Source organism: Alcaligenes parafaecalis, from assembly GCF_026344135.1.
In the GTDB taxonomy this organism is placed as follows: domain Bacteria; phylum Pseudomonadota; class Gammaproteobacteria; order Burkholderiales; family Burkholderiaceae_B; genus Alcaligenes; species Alcaligenes parafaecalis.
This window is the reverse complement of record NZ_JAPKNA010000003.1, coordinates 1-18,705: the sequence shown is the minus strand read 5'-3', so window position 1 is coordinate 18,705 and position 18,705 is coordinate 1. Positions and strand designations below refer to the sequence as shown.

Below are 18,705 nucleotides of genomic sequence, written 5' to 3'. Positions count from 1 at the left end.
ACTTAAGTTTGACTCTTTATTATGCCTATCCCCTCTGGTGTACTGGCAAGGGATTGTAAAAAAGCACAACAAGTTCTGGGCTTAAATATCGCCGTCCTGAACTTTTTGACGTGTACCAAAAATACGGTCACCAGCGTCGCCCAGACCAGGCACGATATAACCATGTTCGTCCAGGTGCTGATCAATGGACGCGGTATAGATATGGACATCAGGGTGGTGTTTTTCAAGAGTGGCGATACCTTCGGGAGCCGCCACCAGCACCAGAGCACGAATATTTTTGCAGCCCGCTTTTTTCAGCAGATCAATCGTGGCGACCATGGAACCACCGGTTGCCAGCATAGGGTCGATAATCAGGGCCAGACGCTGGTCCAGTTCACCCACCAGGCGCTCCAGATAGGTCTGGGCCTCAAAGGTCTCTTCGTTACGGGCGATACCGATCACACTGACCTTGGCACCCGGGATCAGGCTCAACACACCGTCCAGCATGCCAATACCGGCACGCAAGATAGGAACGACCGTCACTTTCTTGCCAGCCAGCTTTTCCACTTCCACATCACCACACCAGCCCGAAATGGTAGTGGGTTCCAGAGGCAGATCCTTGCACGCCTCGTAGGTCAGCAAGGAAGCAATTTCCTGGGACATTTCGCGGAAATTCTTGGTGCTGAGATCTGCCTTGCGCATCAAGCCCAGTTTGTGGCGGATCAAAGGGTGGCGTATTTCGTGTATGGGCATGATTGCTTCATCAAATTAGGGACAAACTAAAAACAGGACCGCCCCAAAGCGGCCCGCACTATCGTGATCGTTAACGTACTGCCAACCACTTCACCACAGCATCAAAAAAGGGTCGGGCAGAGGCAGAACGTTCGTCATTGACCATCATGACGACAATATACCGCTTTCCGCTGGCTCCCAGCACGTAACCGGCCAGTGCACGGCTATCGCGCAGGGTGCCGGTTTTCAGGTGGGCACGCCCCTGCACCTCGTCGTCGCGCAAGCGCGAACGCACGGTGCCATCGACGCCGGAGATCGCAAAGGAGGAAATATATTCAGGCATCCAGTTGGAGCGCCAGGCGACTTTCAGCATGTCGGCCATGCCTCCTGCGGTCACTCGTGCATTGCGGGACAAGCCCGAGCCGTTATCCACCGTCCAGCCTGCGGTATTCACACCCTGACGACCCAGCACGTTCATGACGGCACGCTCGCCAGTGGCCACCGTGGCACCGGGACCATTTATTTCCGCGCCCACGGTCAGCAGGATGGTGCGGGCCATCACATTATTGCTTTGCTTATTAATAAGGCGGATCAGGTCAGACAGGGACTGGGAGTCATGCCAGGTAATGGCCTGAGCACGGGCAGGCACGCGGCCTGTCTTGATGTCTCGCGCCAAAGTGCCGCCCAGATCACGCCACAGGCCACGGAACAGTTTGTCGAAAAATTCGGTTTGGGAATGAACCAGACGATAGACGCTGAACTCCCCGCAAGACGCCGCCGCCTTGCCGCTGACACGCACCACCATGCCACCGGCTTCAGGCTGAATCTGCGTGCCTACAACGGGCGAGCCAGGACATGTCGCTGTCGACCACTCCACTTCACCCTGAACGCGTACGCCAGGCAAGGGCGGGTCGATAATCGCAATCCATTTGCGCGCTTGTGTATCAGGCTGAAACACCAGACGGGATGCGCCCAAACCTACCATCATGGCGTCCGGGCTGGCGTTGTAGGGGCGGTCACCCGCGTTATCAAAATCGCCTGGATTGATGGTGACATTACCGAAGATGGAACGATCCACAATAACTTCGGTCAGATTCTTCACCCCACGCAAGCGGAGCTCGCGCAACATGTCCCACAACTGCGGCACGGTCAAAAACGGATCGCCCCCCGCCTTGATATACAAAGGCCCTTTCAAAGTGCCTTGTTCGTCCACCTGCAGGCCATCTTGGGCCATCAAGGTGGTACGCCAGGTATATTCTGGCCCCAGAGCGGACAAACCTGCCCAGGTACTGACCAGCTTCATGACCGATGCGGGATTGCGGGGTTCCTGGGGATTGACGCCGATCAGGCGCGGGCCGTCCGCCTCGTCCACCACAATGGACAGCGCCGATTGCGGCAGGCGGCTGGCATTCCACACCGAAGCCAACTCGGGCGGCAAGGCCTGGGCCAGGGCTAGTGATGCGCCTTGCACCATGAGCAAGGTGGCCAGGGCCACATGCTTGCAACGACTCAAAACAGGCTTTGCCTTTAAAACGCCCATGCCCTCGTCTCCAACAGATCAATTCAGGAAAGACCCAAGCATACCGAAAGAAAAACACCGAGGATATGGCCGTTTCAGCAATCTGGCGGCAAAGCGTTAAAATAGTCGGTTACCCCATCAGGCCCGGCCTTCTGGCCAGCGGCCCTTTACGACAAACCATGAGCATCGACCCCTCTTTAACTATCGCCCAGTTCGACTACGAGCTTCCCCCTGATCTGATCGCTCAAAGCCCCCCGGCCCAGCGCCAGGGCAGCCGTTTGCTGCATCTGGACGGTGCCAGCCAATTACATGATCGCCAGTTCACCGACCTGCCCAGCCTGCTGCGCAAGGGTGACCTGCTAGTCTTTAACGACACCCGCGTCATCAAAGCCCGCCTGCAGGGCCAGAAAAGCAGCGGCGGCAAAGTAGAAGTGCTGATTGAGCGCGTCACCGGCCCCGATACAGCCCTGGCCCATATTCGTGCCAGCAAGTCCCCGAAACCGGGCACCTTGCTGGAACTGGCCGAAGGCCGTGTGCTGGCCGATTGCACAGGCCGCGAAGACGCCCTGTTTGCGCTGCGCTTTCACGAGCCCGTGCTGGACATGCTGGAGCAGTACGGCGCAACGCCCCTGCCGCCCTACATTACCCACACTGCCGATGAAGAAGACGAATCGCGTTACCAGACTGTCTACGCCCGTCATCCCGGTGCCGTGGCCGCCCCAACGGCTGGCCTGCACTTTACCGATGAGATGCTGGCCACCCTGCGCGAGCAAGGCGTCGACCAGGCTTTTGTGACCCTGCACGTCGGTGCCGGTACCTTCCAGCCCGTGCGTGTCGATACGATCAGCGAACATGTCATGCATGCCGAGCGCTACCATGTGCCGGCTGCCACCCTGGCCAAGATCGAAGCCACCCGCGCTGCCGGTGGCCGCGTCATTGCCGTGGGCACCACCAGCGTACGTTCGCTGGAATCGGCCGCCAGCAAAGAGCCCGGCATGAACCAGCGCTGCGCCGATGGCAGTATTGAAGGCGATACGCGTCTGTTCATTACTCCCGGCTACCAGTACCAGTCTGTTGACGCGCTGATCACCAATTTCCATCTACCCCAGTCCACCTTGCTGATGCTGGTATCGGCCCTGGCGGGGATCGAACCCATACAACGTGCCTACCAGCACGCCGTCCAATCCCGGTATCGCTTCTTTAGTTACGGCGATGCTATGTTCATTGAGCCCCTTAACCCATGAGTGGACTGAAGTTTGACCTTTTAAGCACCGATGGCGCCGCTCGCCGTGGCCAGATCACCCTGAACCACGGTGTGGTGCAAACCCCCATCTTCATGCCGGTAGGCACCTATGGCAGTGTGAAAGCCATGATGCCGCACGAGTTGAAAGACATTGGGTCGCAGATCATTCTAGGCAATACCTTCCACCTGTGGCTGCGCCCAGGCACGGAGGTCATGGACAAGTACAAGGGCCTGCATAACTTCATGCAGTGGGACAAGCCCATCCTGACGGACTCGGGCGGTTTTCAGGTCTTCAGCCTGAAAGGCATGCGCAAGATTACCGAAGAAGGGGTGAAATTTGCCTCCCCCATCACCGGCGAGCGCCTGTTCCTGACCCCTGAAGTGTCCATGCAAATCCAGTATTCCCTGAACTCCGACATTTCCATGGTGTTCGACGAATGCACGCCCTACCTGATTGACGACCGCCCCGCCACGCATGATGAAGCGGCCAAATCCATGCGCATGTCTCTGCGCTGGGCCCGCCGTTCCCGTGAGGAATTCAAAAAGCTGGCCAACCCCAATGCCCTGTTCGGCATTGTGCAAGGTGGCATGTATGAAGACCTGCGCGACGAATCCCTGGCCGGTCTGACGGATATCGGCTTTGAAGGCTATGCCATTGGCGGCCTTTCCGTAGGGGAGCCTAAAGAAGACATGATGCGCATTCTGGCGCACACCACACCCAAACTGCCTACCAACGCCCCTCGCTATCTAATGGGGGTAGGCACACCGGAAGATCTGGTGGAAGGGGTCAGCCAGGGCGTGGACATGTTTGACTGCGTGATGCCCACCCGCAACGCCCGCAATGGCTGGCTGTTTACACGCTATGGCGACATCAAGATTCGCAATGCCCGCTACCGCGACGACACCCGCCCGCTGGACCCAAGCTGCACTTGCCATACTTGTCAGCATTTCTCGCGTGGCTACTTGCATCATTTGCAGCGTTCCAATGAAATTACCGGCTCGCGTTTGAATACCTTGCATAACCTGCATTTTTATCTGCAGATCATGCAGGAGATGCGTGATGCCATCGAGCAAAAGCGTTTTTCCGCCTGGCGCGAACAATTCCACCAGGACCGAGCGCGTGGCATTGAATAACACGCGGTTTGTGATACCGCAATAAAGTGCCGCTACAATACACCGTTAGTTTTTGACAACCCACACAAAAAAATCCTCAGGAGCCCCACATGTCCGCTGTTGACATTCTGACTCTCATCCCCGCCCAGGCTGCTGGCGGCGAAAATGCCTTGATGGGCATGCTGCCCATCATCTTGATGTTCGTTGTGCTGTACTTCCTGATGATTCGCCCTCAGATGAAGCGTCAGAAAGAGCACCGCAATCTGGTGTCCAACCTGGCCAAAGGCGACGAAATCATCACTTCCGGCGGCCTGCTGGGCAAAGTCAGCAAAGTTCACGACAACTACCTGACCGTTGAAGTGGCCAACCTGACCGACAAGCCGGTCGAAGTTCTGGTCCAACGCGTGGCCGTTACGACTGTTCTGCCTAAAGGCACCATCAAGTCGCTGTAATGCCTCCGACCCCGGACCTCGGTCCGGGGTTGCCATTTCTGCACCCGTCGTAGATATCCCATGAATCGTTATCCCCTCTGGAAATATGTCATCGTCTTGGTCGCGCTGGCGATCGGCCTGATCTATACCTTGCCCAATCTGTTTGGTGAGTCTCCTGCTGTGCAGGTTTCCAGCGCCAAATCCACGGTCCGGCTTGAAACCAACCTGATCAGCCATGTTGAAGAGCTGCTCAAGAAAAACAATATTCCTACGACGGGCTCATATTTTGAGCAAAACGGACCCAGCGCCACCGCGCGTTTTCGTTTTGAGTCCACCGATGTTCAGCTCAAGGCCAAAGACCTGATCGAGCGTGAACTGAACAAGGACTCCACCGCAGCCGCTCCCGACTACACCGTCGCGCTGAACCTGGTGTCCGCGTCGCCTGCCTGGCTGACCGCACTGGGCGCCCACCCCATGCACCTGGGTCTGGACTTGCGCGGTGGCGTGCACTTCCTGCTGCAAGTGGACATGCAGGGCGCACTTCAAGCCCGCTACGACTCCATGGTGGCTGATGCCCGCAGCGTGCTGCGCGAGGCCAAAGTGCCCGTTGGCAACATCGAGCGTGATGGTCACTCTCTGCGCATGAGCTTTGCGTCGGCAGACGAACGCGACAGCGCTCAATCCGAAATGCGCCGCGCCATGCCTGATCTGGCCTTCACTCCTGTCGGCGACAGCGGTTTGAGCGCTCGTTTGACGGAAGCAGCCACCATTCAGGTACAGTCCAACGCGCTTAAACAAAACATCACCACCTTGCATAACCGAATCAACGAGCTGGGCGTAGCCGAGCCTGTGATTCAACAGCAAGGGTCAGACCGTATCGTGGTGCAGTTGCCCGGTGTACAGGATGTCGCCAAGGCCAAGGAAATTCTGGGCCGTACCGCCACGCTGGAACTGCGCATGGTGGAGGACTCCCCCGCTGCTGTGGCCGCTCTGAACTCGGGCACCGTGCCCTTTGGTCTGGAGCGCTACACCGAACGTGGCGGCTCGCCCTTGCTGTTGCGCCGTCAGGTCATCCTGACCGGTGAAAACCTGCAAGACGCCCAGCCTGGCCGCGATTCGCAAACCCAGCAGCCCACCGTCAACCTGACGCTGGACAACAAGGGCTCGCGCATTTTCCGCGACATTACCCGCAACAACATCAACAAGCGCATGGCCATTGTGCTGTTTGAAAACGGCGTGGGTGAAGTGGTGACGGCCCCGGTAATCCGCAGCGAAATTCCTAACGGCCAGGTACAGATCAGCGGCAGCATGAATGCTCAGGAAGCCGCCGATATTTCCCTGCTGTTGCGTGCTGGTTCACTGGCCGCCCCCATGAGCATTATCGAAGAGCGCACCATTGGCCCAAGCCTGGGTGCCGACAATATTCGCCAGGGCTTTAACGCCACGCTGTACGGCTTTATTGCGATCGCCATCTTCATCATGCTGTACTACCACCTGATTGGCCTGTTCTCCACCATTGGTCTGACCTTCAACGTGCTCTTGCTGCTGGCCGTGTTGTCCATGCTGCAAGCGACCTTGACCTTGCCCGGTATTGCGGCGATTGCGCTGACCCTGGGTATGGCCATTGACGCCAACGTGCTGATCAACGAGCGTATCCGTGAAGAGCTACGCAATGGTGCTTCACCGCAGCAAGCCATTCACCTGGGTTTTGATCGCGCCTGGGCCACCATTTTCGACTCCAACTTGACCAGTCTGATTGTGGGTGTTGCTTTGCTGGCCTTCGGTTCCGGTCCCATCCGTGGTTTTGCGGTGGTACACGTGATCGGTATTCTGACCTCCATGTTCTCTTCGGTGGTTGGGGTTCGTGCCCTGGTCAATCTCTGGTATGGCAACCGTCGTCGCCTGCAAGGGATTTCTATCGGCCAGGTCTGGAAGCCACAGGACAAGAAGTAAAGCGCCGGGGCCGGTGCAAACCGGCCTGGCCCAACTACAGGCATAAAGCATCATGGAATTTTTTCGTATTCACCGCACTATCCCGTTCATGCGCCATGCGTTGGTGCTGAACCTGATCAGTTTTCTGACGTTTATCGCAGCGGTTGTTTTCATTATTGTGCGCGGCTTTCACCTGTCCATCGAATTTACCGGTGGCACAGTCATGGAAGTGCATTATCAGCAAACCGTGCAGGTTGAAGATGTACGCGGCTCGATTCAGTCGCTAGGCTATACCGACTTCCAGGTACAGAACTTCGGGACTTCGCAGGACATCATGATCCGCTTGCCCGTTCTGGACGGTCAGGACTCGACTCAGCAAAGCGAGCAAGTTATCCAGGCCTTGAAACAACAACACTCGGACGTGGAACTGCGCCGTGTGGAGTTTGTTGGCCCTCAAGTCGGGCAGGAACTATTGCATAACGGCCTGATGGCCCTGGCCTTTGTGGTCGCGGGTATCTTGCTGTACCTGGGTTTCCGCTTTGAATGGAAGCTGGCGCTCGCGTGTGCCATTGCCAACTTGCACGACGTGGTCATCATTCTGGGCTTTTTCGCCTTCTTCCAGTGGGAGTTCTCGCTGTCGGTGCTGGCCGGTGTTCTGGCGGTGCTGGGCTACTCGGTGAACGAATCCGTTGTGGTGATGGACCGTATCCGTGAAAACTTCCGCAAGCAGCGCAAGATGTCGGTTTCCGAGATCATTGACCTGTCTATCACCCAGAACATCTCGCGTACCATCATCACCCACGGTTCTACCCAAATGATGGTGCTGTCGATTTTCTTCTTCGGTGGCCCAACCCTGCATAACTTCTCGCTGGCACTAACCATCGGTATCTGGTTTGGTATTTACTCTTCCGTGTTCGTGGCTGCCGCTATTTCCATGTGGCTGGGCGTGAAACGTGAAGATCTGGTCAAGCCAGTCAAGAAGGATGAAGGCGGCGAGGTTGTAGAAGGTTAAGTTGCTTCGTTAGTCGCTGTTCAAGAAAAGCCCGACATTGTTGTGATGTCGGGCTTTTTTGTTTCTGGGGGTACAAGATTGCGAGCAATAGGGTGGCAGCAACACGCCTCTTTTTGTTTTCTTGAGGGGCCCGAGCGGGTCGGCGGGGCGAGTCAGGCCGTTCGCCGCGGGCAGTGCTCTGATGCGGGGTGCAAGGGTCGTGCTGTTTGAGGAGCACGCTTGCGGTTTGTCCGGGGGACAAACCGCGCTCCGAGTTCACGACCCGCCCGCAGCAGAGCACTGACAAGGGGACCCGTGCGCAGCACGGGCGAATGGCCCGCCAAGCCGACCCGCTCGGGCCCCTCAAGAAAACAAACGCCTGCCACCCTATATTCATCTAACGAAATACTTCGGCACGATAGCTATGCAGCAGGCGATACTGCGATGGCAATATGGCGGCAGACTACTGAACTAATGTGGGATGTTTTCATCCGGCCGCAGCGTCAAGACGCGCACACCACTTTCTGTCACGGCCACCGTGTGCTCGAACTGAGCCGACAGCAAGCCATCACATGTACGTACGGTCCAGCCATCTTTCCCGGTTTGCACCGCATGACCGCCTTGATTCAGCATGGGTTCTATCGTGAAAGTCATGCCCTCTTTCAGTCGCAAGCCTGTACGCGGTGTCCCCCAGTGCAGAACCTCGGGCGCTTCGTGCATTTCTCGCCCGATGCCGTGCCCGCAGTAATCTCGAACAACCGAGTAGCCATTCTTGCGTGCGTACTGCGAGATGGCGAATCCTACGTCTCCTAGTGTTGCGCCGGGACGTACCGCCTGTATGCCCTTCCACATCGCCATATAGCAGGCATCGACCAGTTTTTTCGCAGCAGGAGTAACCTGCCCTGCCATGTAGGTTTTGCTGGAATCGGCAATAAAACCGTTCTTCTCCAGGGTGATATCAAAGTTCACGATATCGCCCTCTTTCAGCACATCCACAGTGGACGGCATGCCGTGGCACACCACTTGATTGGGCGAGGAGTTCAGGACATAGGCATAGCCGTACTGTCCTTTGCTGGCGGGGCGGGCTTGCAGATCCTGAACAATGTAGCTTTCGACCAGATCATTGATCTGCATGGTGTTCATGCCAATCAGGTTCAATTGATCCAGACGCGTAAACACTTGAGCCAGCAAACGCCCCGACTCGGCCATCAAGGCAAGTTCATCTGCCGTCTTGATCATGCTGGCTCCGTCTGATCCAGAGGCACAGCAGGCTCACCCAAACCGGCCGCCTTCATTTCACGGGCGACAATTTCGTTAAAGCTCAAGGTCGGATTCAGTTCGCACAGCAGCCCCATGCGTATCCAGAAAGCCGCCTGCGCATTGATGGAACGACACGAAACCGTGCTCGCCTTGCGTAGCTGGTCGTGCAGCTCGTCATCAATATTCACGATACCCATTTCTCAATCCTTATATGATCCATATACGAATCATATAATCCACAAAAACAGGACGCAAGCAGAACCTGTCTGAAGATCCGATCCAGCCCGATACCCTGGCGAGGCTGTTTCCAGTCCTCTTAATCAAAAGGGCGGCCTGTCTGCAACAAGTCCTCCCCCATGAGCCCTGCTTGCTTGTGGCTCATGGGAGGCTGGGCGTTATAATGCTCGATTCATCATTTTCAATGGCCCGCGGGATATACACCCGTCACGGCTCCTTCTATGACCGACACCACAATCTCTACCCCCGCCAGCGCGGACGCTGCCACCAAGCCTGCCCGCAAGCTCTTCATTCGCACCTTTGGCTGCCAGATGAACGAGTACGACTCCGAAAAAATGGCCGACATCCTGAATCAGGATCGTCCTGTGGAGTTGACCACCAACCCCGAAGAAGCAGACATCATCCTGTTCAATACCTGTTCGGTGCGCGAGAAAGCGCAAGAAAAGGTGTTTTCGGATCTGGGCCGGGTTCAGCACCTGAAAGCGCTCAATCCCGATCTGGTGATTGGCGTAGGTGGCTGTGTGGCCAGTCAGGAAGGCGACACCATTATTCGTCGCGCGCCCTATGTGGATGTGGTGTTCGGCCCCCAGACCTTGCACCGCCTGCCCGAGCTGATCGTCAAGCGCCGCAACAGTGGCCGCTCGCAAGTGGATATCAGCTTTCCGGAAATCGAAAAGTTCGACGCTCTGCCCCCCGCACGCGTGGAAGGCTATTCGGCCTTTGTGTCCATCATGGAAGGCTGCAGCAAATACTGTAGCTTCTGTGTGGTGCCCTACACCCGTGGTCCCGAAGTCTCCCGTCCTTTTGACGATGTGCTGATGGAAGTGGCTGACTTGGCCGACCAGGGTGTGCGTGAAGTGACGCTGCTGGGCCAGAACGTGAACGCCTACCGTGGCCCTACCGACGTCGCGGGCGAGATTGCCGACTTTGCCATGCTGCTGGAATACGTACACGAGATTCCTGGCATCGAGCGCATTCGCTACACCACCTCGCACCCCAAGGAAATGACCTCGCGCCTGATCGCCGCCCATGGCAATCTGCCCAAGCTGGTGCCCTTCCTGCACCTGCCCGTACAGGCTGGCAGCGACCGTATTCTGTCTGCAATGAAACGCGGCTACACTGCGCTGGAGTTCAAATCCATCGTGCGCCGCTTGCGCGAAGCGCGTCCCGACATCGTCTTGTCCTCGGACTTTATTGTTGGCTTCCCCGGTGAAACAGAAGAAGATTTCCAGAAGACACTGAAGCTGATTCGTGATGTGAATTTCGATCAGTCTTTCTCTTTTGTGTATTCGCGTCGCCCCGGCACGCCGGCCGCCGACCTGGAAGACAACTCCACCAAAGAAGAGAAGCTGGACCGCCTGCACCGTCTGCAAGCTCAGATCAACGAGCAGGCCCAGGCGATCAGCCAGGCCATGATCGGCAGCGTGCAACGCATTCTGGTTGAAGGCACCTCGCGCAAGGACGACTCGGAACTGAAAGGCCGTACCGAAAACAACCGCATCATCAACTTCCCCGGCGACCCTCGCCTGATCGGACAAATTGTGGATGTGCATGTGACTCAAGTACTGACCAACACTCTGCGCGGAGAAATCGTGACCCATGACCGGGTTGCAGGAGCCTGATCGATGACTAGCCAACGCCGCCGCATGCCCACTGCTTTGCGCCTGGACGGGGACAATACCCATCTGGCCAATCTGTGTGGCCCCCTGGACGAAAACATCAAGCAGATTGCCATGGCGTACAACGTCACCCTGCGTCGGCGTGGCAGTCATGTTTCGATTGAAGGCGAGCGCGCGGACGAGGCCGCCAAGGCGATTGACTGGTTTCATTCCCGTGCCGTACACCGGTCCTTGAATATCGACGATATTCAACTGGGCCTGGTGGAGCTGGGCGCCAGCCGCAGCCACGAGCCCGCCAAGAAAGCTGAACCCCTGCCCGAGCCTCCTCCGGTTGGTCAGGAAGACATCAGTCTGCGCACCGCCAAGCGCGATTTGCGTCCCCGTACGCCCGGCCAGCGCGATTACCTGCGCAATATTCTGGCTAATGACATCAACTTTGGCATTGGCCCGGCCGGCACCGGCAAGACCTGGCTGGCGGTAGCCTGCGCAATTGATGCTCTGGAGCGCGAGTCTGTCCACCGTCTGGTTCTGACTCGGCCTGCTGTAGAAGCGGGCGAGCGCCTGGGTTTTCTGCCCGGTGATCTGGCCCAGAAGGTAGACCCGTATCTGCGCCCGCTATACGACGCTCTCTACGATCTGATGGGTGTAGAAAAAGTACAGCGCCTATTTGAAAAACAGATTATTGAAATCGCGCCTCTGGCCTATATGCGTGGCCGCACGCTAAACCATGCTTTTGTGATTCTGGACGAAGCCCAGAACACCACGCCAGAGCAAATGAAAATGTTCCTGACCCGCATCGGTTTTGGCAGCAAGGCCGTGATTACCGGCGACCCCACCCAAGTGGACTTGCCCAAGGGCCAGCGCAGTGGTTTGACGCATGCGGTCAAGGTGCTGGAAAACGTGCAGGGCATTTCCTGCTCGCGTTTCAGCAGCCGCGATGTGGTGCGCCACCCCTTGGTCGCGCGGATTGTGGACGCTTACGAGGCCGCGGGTGATGCCTGATTTATCCTTGAGCGTTCAATACGCTGTTCCCTGCCCCGAACTGAGCCGTTCACGCATTCGCCGCTGGATGCAGCGAAGCATTGATATGGCCGTGGAACGTATTCACCCCGAAGACCGCTTCACTGCCTTGGCCGCGACCTTGCGCATTGTAGATGTCGAGGAAGGCCAAAGCCTGAACCTCAGTTACCGGGAGCGCGACTACGCAACGAACGTCCTGACCTTTGAATATGGCCAGGATGAAGACGGCGTCGTCCAGGGCGATATCGTGCTGTGCCTGCCTGTGCTCGAGCGTGAAGCCCAGGAACAGGGCAAGCCTTTTTTGCATCATGCCGCGCATCTGATTGTTCACGGCTGTCTGCATTCTTTGGGGTATGACCACATCGAAGAAGACGAAGCACAGGACATGGAAGCGCTGGAAACTGCCATTCTGGCCAGCCTGCGTATTCCCGATCCCTATCAGGAACGGTAAGCCTGCCCTTTGCCAGGGCCTGCCCCCCCAATCATCACAAAACGAGGCGAAGACTCCATCCCCTTCGCCCATTTTGAATGATGACAGGTCCATACCTTGTCATCATTTTTCGGTTATGCTTGTTTCTCCCTTAACTCGTCCTTCGGACAATGTCAGACTCTGCTCCCGACCCTGAGCCTCGCCCTTCTAAGGCCAGCTCAAACAATCCCATCTCTCGCTTAAGTGCTTTTTTCAATCGGCGTCACGAACCCGAAGACCGAGAAGACCTTAAGTCTGTCCTGGTTGCGGCCCATGCCCGCAACGTTATCGACGACGAATCCCTGTCCATGATCGCCGGAACGCTGGATATGGCCAGCAAGACCGTGGCCGATATCATGGTGCCGCGATCCAAGATCGATATGCTGGACATCGCCAAGCCTTTGACCGAGATGCTGCCCATCATTATTGAGACGGGCCATAGCCGCTTCCCCATCTATGAGACGGAACGCGACAACATCATCGGTATCTTGCTGGCCAAGGATTTGCTGCTCTCGATTGCCAATCCCACACTGGATTTGCGTCCATTGATCCGTCCTGCCGTCTTTATCCCCGAGACCAAACGCCTGAACGTTCTGCTGCACGAATTCCGAGGCAGCCGCAATCACTTGGCCGTCGTTATTGACGAGCACGGTGGCACTGCAGGCCTGGTCACCATGGAAGACGTTCTGGAACAAATTGTGGGTGACATCGAGGACGAATACGATGAAGACGCCGAACAAACCATCTTTCAGGCTGGCCCTGATAGCTGGCGTGTCATGGCGCTGACTGAAATCCCCGATTTCAACGAAGCCTTCCAAACCAATCTGCCTAACGACGACTTCGATACGGTAGGTGGTTGGCTGGCCTCCGAATTGGGACATATCCCTCGCCGGGGCGATGTGGCCCAGCTCAATGGCATCAGCATCACGGTCGTCCGCGCCGATGCCAAGCGAGCCCTTTGGTTACACGTTCAGCGAGCCACCCCCGCCGAGCCTAATCTTGAACAAGCCTGATTCCAAACCTTTACCCCAGGCGCTTAGCGTCGCTTTATTGCTGGGCCTGGGGGGCTTGCATGCCCTGTCCTTCTCCATTGGCCCGCTGCCATCCTGGATTCTGCCCTTTTATCAGATCACCTTGCTGGCCATTGCCTGTTCGCAGATCATGGCCTCGCGCTCGGTACGGCAGGCCTTTGGCCGCAGCTATCTCTTTGGTCTGGGTCACTTTGGCGTAGGGATTTATTGGCTGTACATCAGCATGCACCAGTATGGTGGCATGCCCTCCTGGATGGCCGCCCTGGGTGTCTTGCTGCTGGCGGCTGCTCTGGCCATCTTTCCGGCGCTGGCCTCTGCCGTCTGGCAAAAGCTGCGCCCTAAAGACGATAGTGATTCCTGGCTACCACGATTGTTATTATCGGCAGGCTGGGCAAGCTGCTGGGCGCTGAGCGAATGGCTACGCGGTAATTTGTTGACCGGTTTTCCCTGGCTGAACATAGGCTACGCCCACGCCGAAGGCATGTTTACCGGTTGGGCGCCTGTTGTCGGCGTCTATGGTCTGGCCTGGCTATCCGCCTTCAGTGCCGCCGTCATCGCCCAATTTGCCGCATCCAAAGACAAGAACCAAAGCCCGTCCAGCGCGATTGGGATTGGTATCGCCATGGTATTTGGCCTGATCGGTATCAGCCTGCCACATATTGCCTGGGTGCAAGCCCATGGCGCGCCCTTTATTGCCCGTTTGGTACAAGGCAATATCGACCAAAGCGCCAAATTCGGCCCCAATATGGCTGAAGGCATAGAGCGGTACTACGAGCTGGCTAATTTGCCCGCCAAGACACCAGAAGACACTCCCCGCCTGATTGTGCTGCCCGAAACCGTAATCCCGGTTTTGCAGAACCGCCTGGAAACCAGCTTCTGGCTACGCTGGACAGAACTGGCTCAACGTCATCAAGCCAATCTGGTGCTGGGTGTGCCCATGGACCGTGGCACAGAAAATGGCAAGCTCAGCTATACCAATAGCGCTTTGCTGATCAGCCCGGACACACAGCCACAAGATATTTTGAACAGCACGGCCAGCTATTACGACAAGCACCATCTGGTGCCGTTTGGCGAATTCATCCCCACAGGCTTTCAGTGGTTCGTAGACATGATGAACATCCCCCTGGGGGATTTCCATCGTGGTGCGCTGCCACAAGCCCCCTTCCAGATGGCGGAAGGCCGCGTTGCTCCCAATATCTGTTACGAAGACGTATTTGGTGAAGAAATCATCCAGGCCGTGCAAGGTACGCCTGATCAGGAAGGCGCTACCTTGCTGCTCAACATCAGCAACCTTGGCTGGTTTGGGGACTCCTGGGCCTTGAGCCAGCACCTGCAGATCTCGCGGATGCGTGCTTTGGAAACAGGCCGCCCCATGCTGCGTGCCACCAATACCGGCATGACAGCAGCCATTGATCCGCGTGGCCGTATTCGTGCCGTATTGCCGCCCTTGACTCCGGGCGTGCTGGATGTGGAAGTGCAAGGCACTACCGGCCTGACTCCCTACGTGAAGTACGGCAACCTGCCCTTCCTGATCTGGGCCAGTCTGATTCTGATTATTTTTGCTTGGCGATCCCGCCGTCAGCACTAAGCATCACGGTATTCAAGACAGCGCCTTGGGCGCAGAAGCACCGCAGTAGAGGCTGCCTGACGCAGCCTTACTGCAAAACCTGCGGCGTATTGGGATGCAGACGCTCTACAAACCCACCCGCATGATCCCGATTCCAGGTCTTGCACCAGTCCACGAACTCGCCGGCTGGAATGGGTGTGGAGCACAAATAGCCCTGCATATAGTCGCAACCCGCGTTGTTCAGCAAATCCAGTTGCTCGTGGCTGGTGACCCCTTCTGCTACCACCCGTAAACCCAGCTTTTGTGCCATCACAATCATGGCCTGAGTCAGCACCAGATCCTCACTGCTCAAAGCCAGATTACGGATATAGCACTGGTCAATTTTGAGCACATTGATAGAGAAGCGCTTCAAATGCGAGAGGGATGAGTAGCCAGTACCAAAATCATCCAGCGCCACACTCATGCCGTATTCACGCAAGGAGCGTAACTGTTGCAAGGCTTGGCCCTGGTCGTCCAAGAGCAAACGCTCCGTAATCTCCACCACTAGCGCATCGCCCGGAATGCCTTGGTGTTGCAGGTATTCCACCCATTCCCGTGCGCAGGAACCGTTCAATTTGAATTGTGCTGGTGACACATTCAGGCTGACTCTAAAACTGGGGTCCAGTTCGTGGCGCAACATCACTGCCGCTTGGGCGGCTGTCTCAAACACCCACTCGCCAATCAAGACAATCAAGCCCGAGTCTTCAGAGAAAGGAATGAACTCCGAAGGCGGCACCAGGCCCAATTGCGGGTGCTCCCAGCGAATCAAGGCTTCAGCACGGGTTACGCGCCCCGTGCGCAAATCAACAATGGGCTGGTAATACAACTGAAACTGATGTTCGCTCAAGGCTTTTTGCAAGTCCTGAGAGAAGCGCAGGCGCGCTTCCACCGCTTCACTCATGGCGGGCAGGAAACGGCAGTATTGATTGCGACCACAGGCCTTGGCGGCGTACATGGCCATATCCGCATTCTTCAATAGCTGACCGGCGTCGTCGCCATCCTCAGGGAACAAGGTAATGCCCACACTGGCAGAGACTGACACCGAGTTCTTGCCCAACTGAAAGGGCTCTTCAATGGTGTCCAGCAAACAGCGGCAGGTACGCTCCACAATCGAGGTATCACTGATGTCCGACAAAATCACGGTGAACTCATCCCCACCAATACGAGCCACGGTATCCGTTACCCGCACGCAACGCTGCAAACGCTGGGCCACTTCCTGTAAAAGCACATCGCCTTTCTCATGCCCCAGGGAGTCGTTCACATCCTTGAAGAAATCCAGATCCATGAAGATCAGCGCAAAGGGCAAACCGGTGCGGCGAGACTGCTCACGCGCTTGCTGCAAACGATCCTGGAACATCTGACGATTGGGCAAACCCGTCAAATGATCGTAGTGCGCCTGCTTCCACATCTGCGCTTCACGCTTTTTATGGCTGGTAATGTCGGTGAACAAACCGATATGGCGATACACCGTGCCATCTGGATTCCAGGCTGTGCTGATAGTCAGACGTTCAGCAAAGTCTTCGCCGTTTTTACGACGATTCCAGATATCCCCCTGCCAGCGTCCCGTTTCCGAGATTTCACGCCACATCTTGCGGTAGAACTCACGGTCCTGACGACCTGAATTCAAAATGGACAGCGTGCGGCCCCGAACTTCATCCAGTTCATAGCCCGTAATACGGCTGAAAGCGGGATTGGCATCCACAACATGACCAAAACGATCCGTCACCACAATGGCTTCACAAGTGTTCTCGTACACCACGGCAGCCAGACGCCCGGTTACTTCATTACGTACCCGCGTGGTGATGTCCTGCACCACGGACACCATCGCCATACGGCCTTCAAGCTGAATGGGAATTGCGCAAACCTCGACATCAATCGATTTGCCGTCATAACGCAGTGCTCGCGTTTCATAGCGCAGACTATTCCCGCCAGAACGCGAATCCGGCACCACTTGAGTTAAAGAGGGAAATCGAGGCTCCAGAAAAACCTGGTCAACCGTGAACTCCTGCCGCAATTGCGCACGGCTATATCCCAATGTTTCAGCCAGCTTTTTATTAACAAAATCAAAGCGACCATCTCGGGATAAATAAACTCCCAATAAAGGGTTATGACTCAAACTGCGGCATATGGCATTGAGCTGAGATAAATTGCGTTGCTGAATAGCGTGCTGGGCATCCAGTTGCTGAATCTGCAAGCCGCAGTAATTCAGAATCTGGGATAAATAACGCGTTTCGCTCGTGCCGGAGCTGGTGCTTTTTGCCCGGTAATGACCACTGGTAAAGGCCCTGCCCTGGGCAACCAACTGCCGCAAGGGATCGGCCGCCCAGGCACGCAACATGAAGTAGGACAAACACAGCGCGACCAAGTCCAGGCTCAGCATAAAGAACACCGTCCAGCGGTGCTGGGCACGAGTGCTTTCACGCGAGGCATCGAACGCATCCAGCAATTGCTGGGTGTTATGACGAAATAGGGAGTCTTCCGCATTCAGGCTGGCGGCGGGCAACAGGACTTGCTCCGAGCTGACCGGAAAGTCCAGGCGCATCAGGCGCCGCTGCCATTCATTACTAAGCTGCGACACCAGGCCTAATAAAGGCTTGTCCAAAGGCAGCAGCATCACGCCATCAACCACACCACCGTCTCTCAGTAGCTGCACCACGCCCTGGAACTGCTGATCCAAATGACGCAAACGGGCAGGAGTGGAGCTGGAGGGTGCGGCCAGGGCCACGGAATAGCTGATATCAGAGAGCTGACGCAATAGGCCGCTACTAGCCTGCAGGCGAGTTTCCGCCTGATTTTGCTTGTAAATGACAGTAACCGTTGCCGAGATCAACAACAGCCAGACCAAAAGCACCCAAATCAGCAAGGCACTTAAACTGATTCGTCTTTGTGCATCCACTGGAACAGGCAGAGGTGATGATATGCACTGCTTTGCTGACATAGCGCCATTAAATAAAAAAATGCAGGCTAAGAGAATGGCCTACAAAACGTAATTATTGCAGGTGAAATGTTACCCAACGAAGCATACCATCATTAGATTACAGAGCAGCGCAAATTTCGTATAAACCCTGCATTTATGCGCCTAAGGCGAGAATAAGACAACATCAACAGGGACAAAAAAACGACGGTAACACTTGAAAGTATTTCCTTTTATTGAGCCATAAATGAAACCTTGTGACACAAAGAAGATACAAAACTCCGTATAAAACAAAAAGATACAAGCAGCCGTCGGGATGACCCTGATCCCTTTTCACAGCGCCTGCCAGCCAGGACCATCGCCTTGCTGTCCTGGCGTCTTTGCCCCTCTGAGCCCCCTCAGGAAGTTTTTTTCACTTTATTTTGAGTTTTCCTCTCAAAACACTTGCACAAAGTTCAAAACACCCCCATAATCTCAATTCTTCGTTGGTGGTCAACAAAAAGAACACCGAAATGGGGGTATAGCTCAGCTGGGAGAGCGCTTGCATGGCATGCAAGAGGTCAGCGGTTCGATCCCGCTTACCTCCACCAAAAAACGAAGATTAGCTGT

15 protein-coding genes and 1 tRNA gene are annotated in these 18,705 nt (G+C 56.1%); 11 read left to right on the top strand and 5 right to left on the bottom strand.

All coding sequences use genetic code 11. The annotated features are described in order from the left end of the window. Positions 1-81 precede the first annotated feature (81 nt). Positions 82-732, bottom strand: a complete 651-nt coding sequence (upp, locus tag OSH09_RS10670; RefSeq protein ID WP_207873342.1) for a uracil phosphoribosyltransferase — start codon at positions 730-732, stop codon at positions 82-84. Between the two features lie 70 nt (positions 733-802). Beyond that, a complete protein-coding gene (gene dacB, locus OSH09_RS10665; protein WP_266120974.1) occupies positions 803-2,251 on the bottom strand; it encodes a D-alanyl-D-alanine carboxypeptidase/D-alanyl-D-alanine endopeptidase in 1,449 nt (482 codons plus the stop codon). Positions 2,252-2,409: 158 nt separating this feature from the next. Here dacB and queA point away from each other — a divergent pair, with 158 nt between their 5' ends. The 5 genes from queA (at position 2,410) to secF (ending at position 7,961) form a co-directional block, all read left to right on the top strand. Then, on the top strand, positions 2,410-3,474 hold the full coding sequence (gene queA / locus OSH09_RS10660; protein ID WP_222667673.1) for a tRNA preQ1(34) S-adenosylmethionine ribosyltransferase-isomerase QueA: 1,065 nt from the start codon (positions 2,410-2,412) through the stop codon (positions 3,472-3,474). After that, a complete protein-coding gene (tgt, locus tag OSH09_RS10655) occupies positions 3,471-4,607 on the top strand; it encodes a tRNA guanosine(34) transglycosylase Tgt (RefSeq protein ID WP_207873339.1) in 1,137 nt (378 codons plus the stop codon). Before queA ends, tgt begins: the two co-directional genes overlap by 4 nt. 89 nt (positions 4,608-4,696) lie before the next feature. Beyond that, positions 4,697-5,038: a preprotein translocase subunit YajC gene (gene yajC / locus OSH09_RS10650; RefSeq protein ID WP_207873338.1), complete on the top strand. Its 342-nt coding sequence runs from the start codon at positions 4,697-4,699 to the stop codon at positions 5,036-5,038. A 60-nt stretch (positions 5,039-5,098) separates the two neighbouring features. Further along, on the top strand, positions 5,099-6,970 hold the full coding sequence (gene secD, locus OSH09_RS10645; protein WP_266120973.1) for a protein translocase subunit SecD: 1,872 nt from the start codon (positions 5,099-5,101) through the stop codon (positions 6,968-6,970). A gap of 52 nt (positions 6,971-7,022) precedes the next feature. Further along, entirely contained in the window at positions 7,023-7,961 is a 939-nt protein-coding gene (gene secF / locus OSH09_RS10640; RefSeq protein ID WP_153229167.1) for a protein translocase subunit SecF, read from the top strand. 450 nt (positions 7,962-8,411) lie between these two features. Here the strand turns inward: secF and map are convergent, their stop codons facing one another. Then, positions 8,412-9,179 (bottom strand): type I methionyl aminopeptidase, encoded by a 768-nt coding sequence (map, locus tag OSH09_RS10635; RefSeq protein ID WP_266120972.1) that lies wholly within the window; start codon positions 9,177-9,179, stop codon positions 8,412-8,414. Then, a complete protein-coding gene (locus OSH09_RS10630; RefSeq protein WP_153229165.1) occupies positions 9,176-9,397 on the bottom strand; it encodes a ParD-like family protein in 222 nt (73 codons plus the stop codon). The genes map and OSH09_RS10630 overlap by 4 nt, the downstream gene beginning before the upstream one ends. Before the next feature lie 261 nt (positions 9,398-9,658). On the opposite strand from OSH09_RS10630, the gene miaB reads away from it, so the two are divergent. From miaB to lnt, 5 genes are all read left to right on the top strand, one after another. Then, positions 9,659-11,059 (top strand): tRNA (N6-isopentenyl adenosine(37)-C2)-methylthiotransferase MiaB, encoded by a 1,401-nt coding sequence (gene miaB, locus OSH09_RS10625; protein ID WP_266120971.1) that lies wholly within the window; start codon positions 9,659-9,661, stop codon positions 11,057-11,059. 3 nt (positions 11,060-11,062) lie between these two features. Next, positions 11,063-12,058, top strand: coding sequence for a PhoH family protein (locus OSH09_RS10620; protein WP_207873333.1), 996 nt, complete (start codon positions 11,063-11,065; stop codon positions 12,056-12,058). Next, complete coding sequence (gene ybeY, locus OSH09_RS10615) at positions 12,051-12,527, top strand: rRNA maturation RNase YbeY (RefSeq protein WP_266120970.1); 477 nt, start codon at positions 12,051-12,053, stop codon at positions 12,525-12,527. The genes OSH09_RS10620 and ybeY overlap by 8 nt, the downstream gene beginning before the upstream one ends. Positions 12,528-12,676: 149 nt before the next feature. Then, on the top strand, positions 12,677-13,558 hold the full coding sequence (locus OSH09_RS10610) for an HlyC/CorC family transporter (protein WP_207873331.1): 882 nt from the start codon (positions 12,677-12,679) through the stop codon (positions 13,556-13,558). Continuing rightward, the gene (gene lnt / locus OSH09_RS10605; protein WP_266120969.1) at positions 13,545-15,164 is read left to right on the top strand and encodes an apolipoprotein N-acyltransferase; all 1,620 of its coding nucleotides are present in this window, start codon (positions 13,545-13,547) and stop codon (positions 15,162-15,164) included. The genes OSH09_RS10610 and lnt overlap by 14 nt, the downstream gene beginning before the upstream one ends. A 67-nt stretch (positions 15,165-15,231) precedes the next feature. On the opposite strand, the gene OSH09_RS10600 is transcribed toward lnt, so the two are convergent. Further along, positions 15,232-17,937, bottom strand: a complete 2,706-nt coding sequence (locus OSH09_RS10600) for a bifunctional diguanylate cyclase/phosphodiesterase (RefSeq protein ID WP_266120968.1) — start codon at positions 17,935-17,937, stop codon at positions 15,232-15,234. Positions 17,938-18,610: 673 nt separating this feature from the next. On the opposite strand from OSH09_RS10600, the gene OSH09_RS10595 reads away from it, so the two are divergent. Next, positions 18,611-18,686 (top strand) — tRNA-Ala (locus tag OSH09_RS10595). Positions 18,687-18,705 lie beyond the last annotated feature (19 nt).

Excerpts from the sequence above, each read along its gene's own strand:
- upp (WP_207873342.1), bottom strand. The coding sequence starts at position 732 with ATGCCCATACACGAAATACGCCACCCTTTGATCCGCCACAAACTGGGC.
- secD (WP_266120973.1), top strand. The coding sequence starts at position 5,099 with ATGAATCGTTATCCCCTCTGGAAATATGTCATCGTCTTGGTCGCGCTG.
- secF (WP_153229167.1), top strand. The coding sequence starts at position 7,023 with ATGGAATTTTTTCGTATTCACCGCACTATCCCGTTCATGCGCCATGCG.
- OSH09_RS10630 (WP_153229165.1), bottom strand. The coding sequence starts at position 9,397 with ATGGGTATCGTGAATATTGATGACGAGCTGCACGACCAGCTACGCAAG.
- miaB (WP_266120971.1), top strand. The coding sequence starts at position 9,659 with ATGACCGACACCACAATCTCTACCCCCGCCAGCGCGGACGCTGCCACC.
- tgt (WP_207873339.1), top strand. The coding sequence starts at position 3,471 with ATGAGTGGACTGAAGTTTGACCTTTTAAGCACCGATGGCGCCGCTCGC.
- OSH09_RS10610 (WP_207873331.1), top strand. The coding sequence starts at position 12,677 with ATGTCAGACTCTGCTCCCGACCCTGAGCCTCGCCCTTCTAAGGCCAGC.
- map (WP_266120972.1), bottom strand. The coding sequence starts at position 9,179 with ATGATCAAGACGGCAGATGAACTTGCCTTGATGGCCGAGTCGGGGCGT.
- dacB (WP_266120974.1), bottom strand. The coding sequence starts at position 2,251 with ATGGGCGTTTTAAAGGCAAAGCCTGTTTTGAGTCGTTGCAAGCATGTG.
- ybeY (WP_266120970.1), top strand. The coding sequence starts at position 12,051 with ATGCCTGATTTATCCTTGAGCGTTCAATACGCTGTTCCCTGCCCCGAA.
- yajC (WP_207873338.1), top strand. The coding sequence starts at position 4,697 with ATGTCCGCTGTTGACATTCTGACTCTCATCCCCGCCCAGGCTGCTGGC.
- OSH09_RS10620 (WP_207873333.1), top strand. The coding sequence starts at position 11,063 with ATGACTAGCCAACGCCGCCGCATGCCCACTGCTTTGCGCCTGGACGGG.
- queA (WP_222667673.1), top strand. The coding sequence starts at position 2,410 with ATGAGCATCGACCCCTCTTTAACTATCGCCCAGTTCGACTACGAGCTT.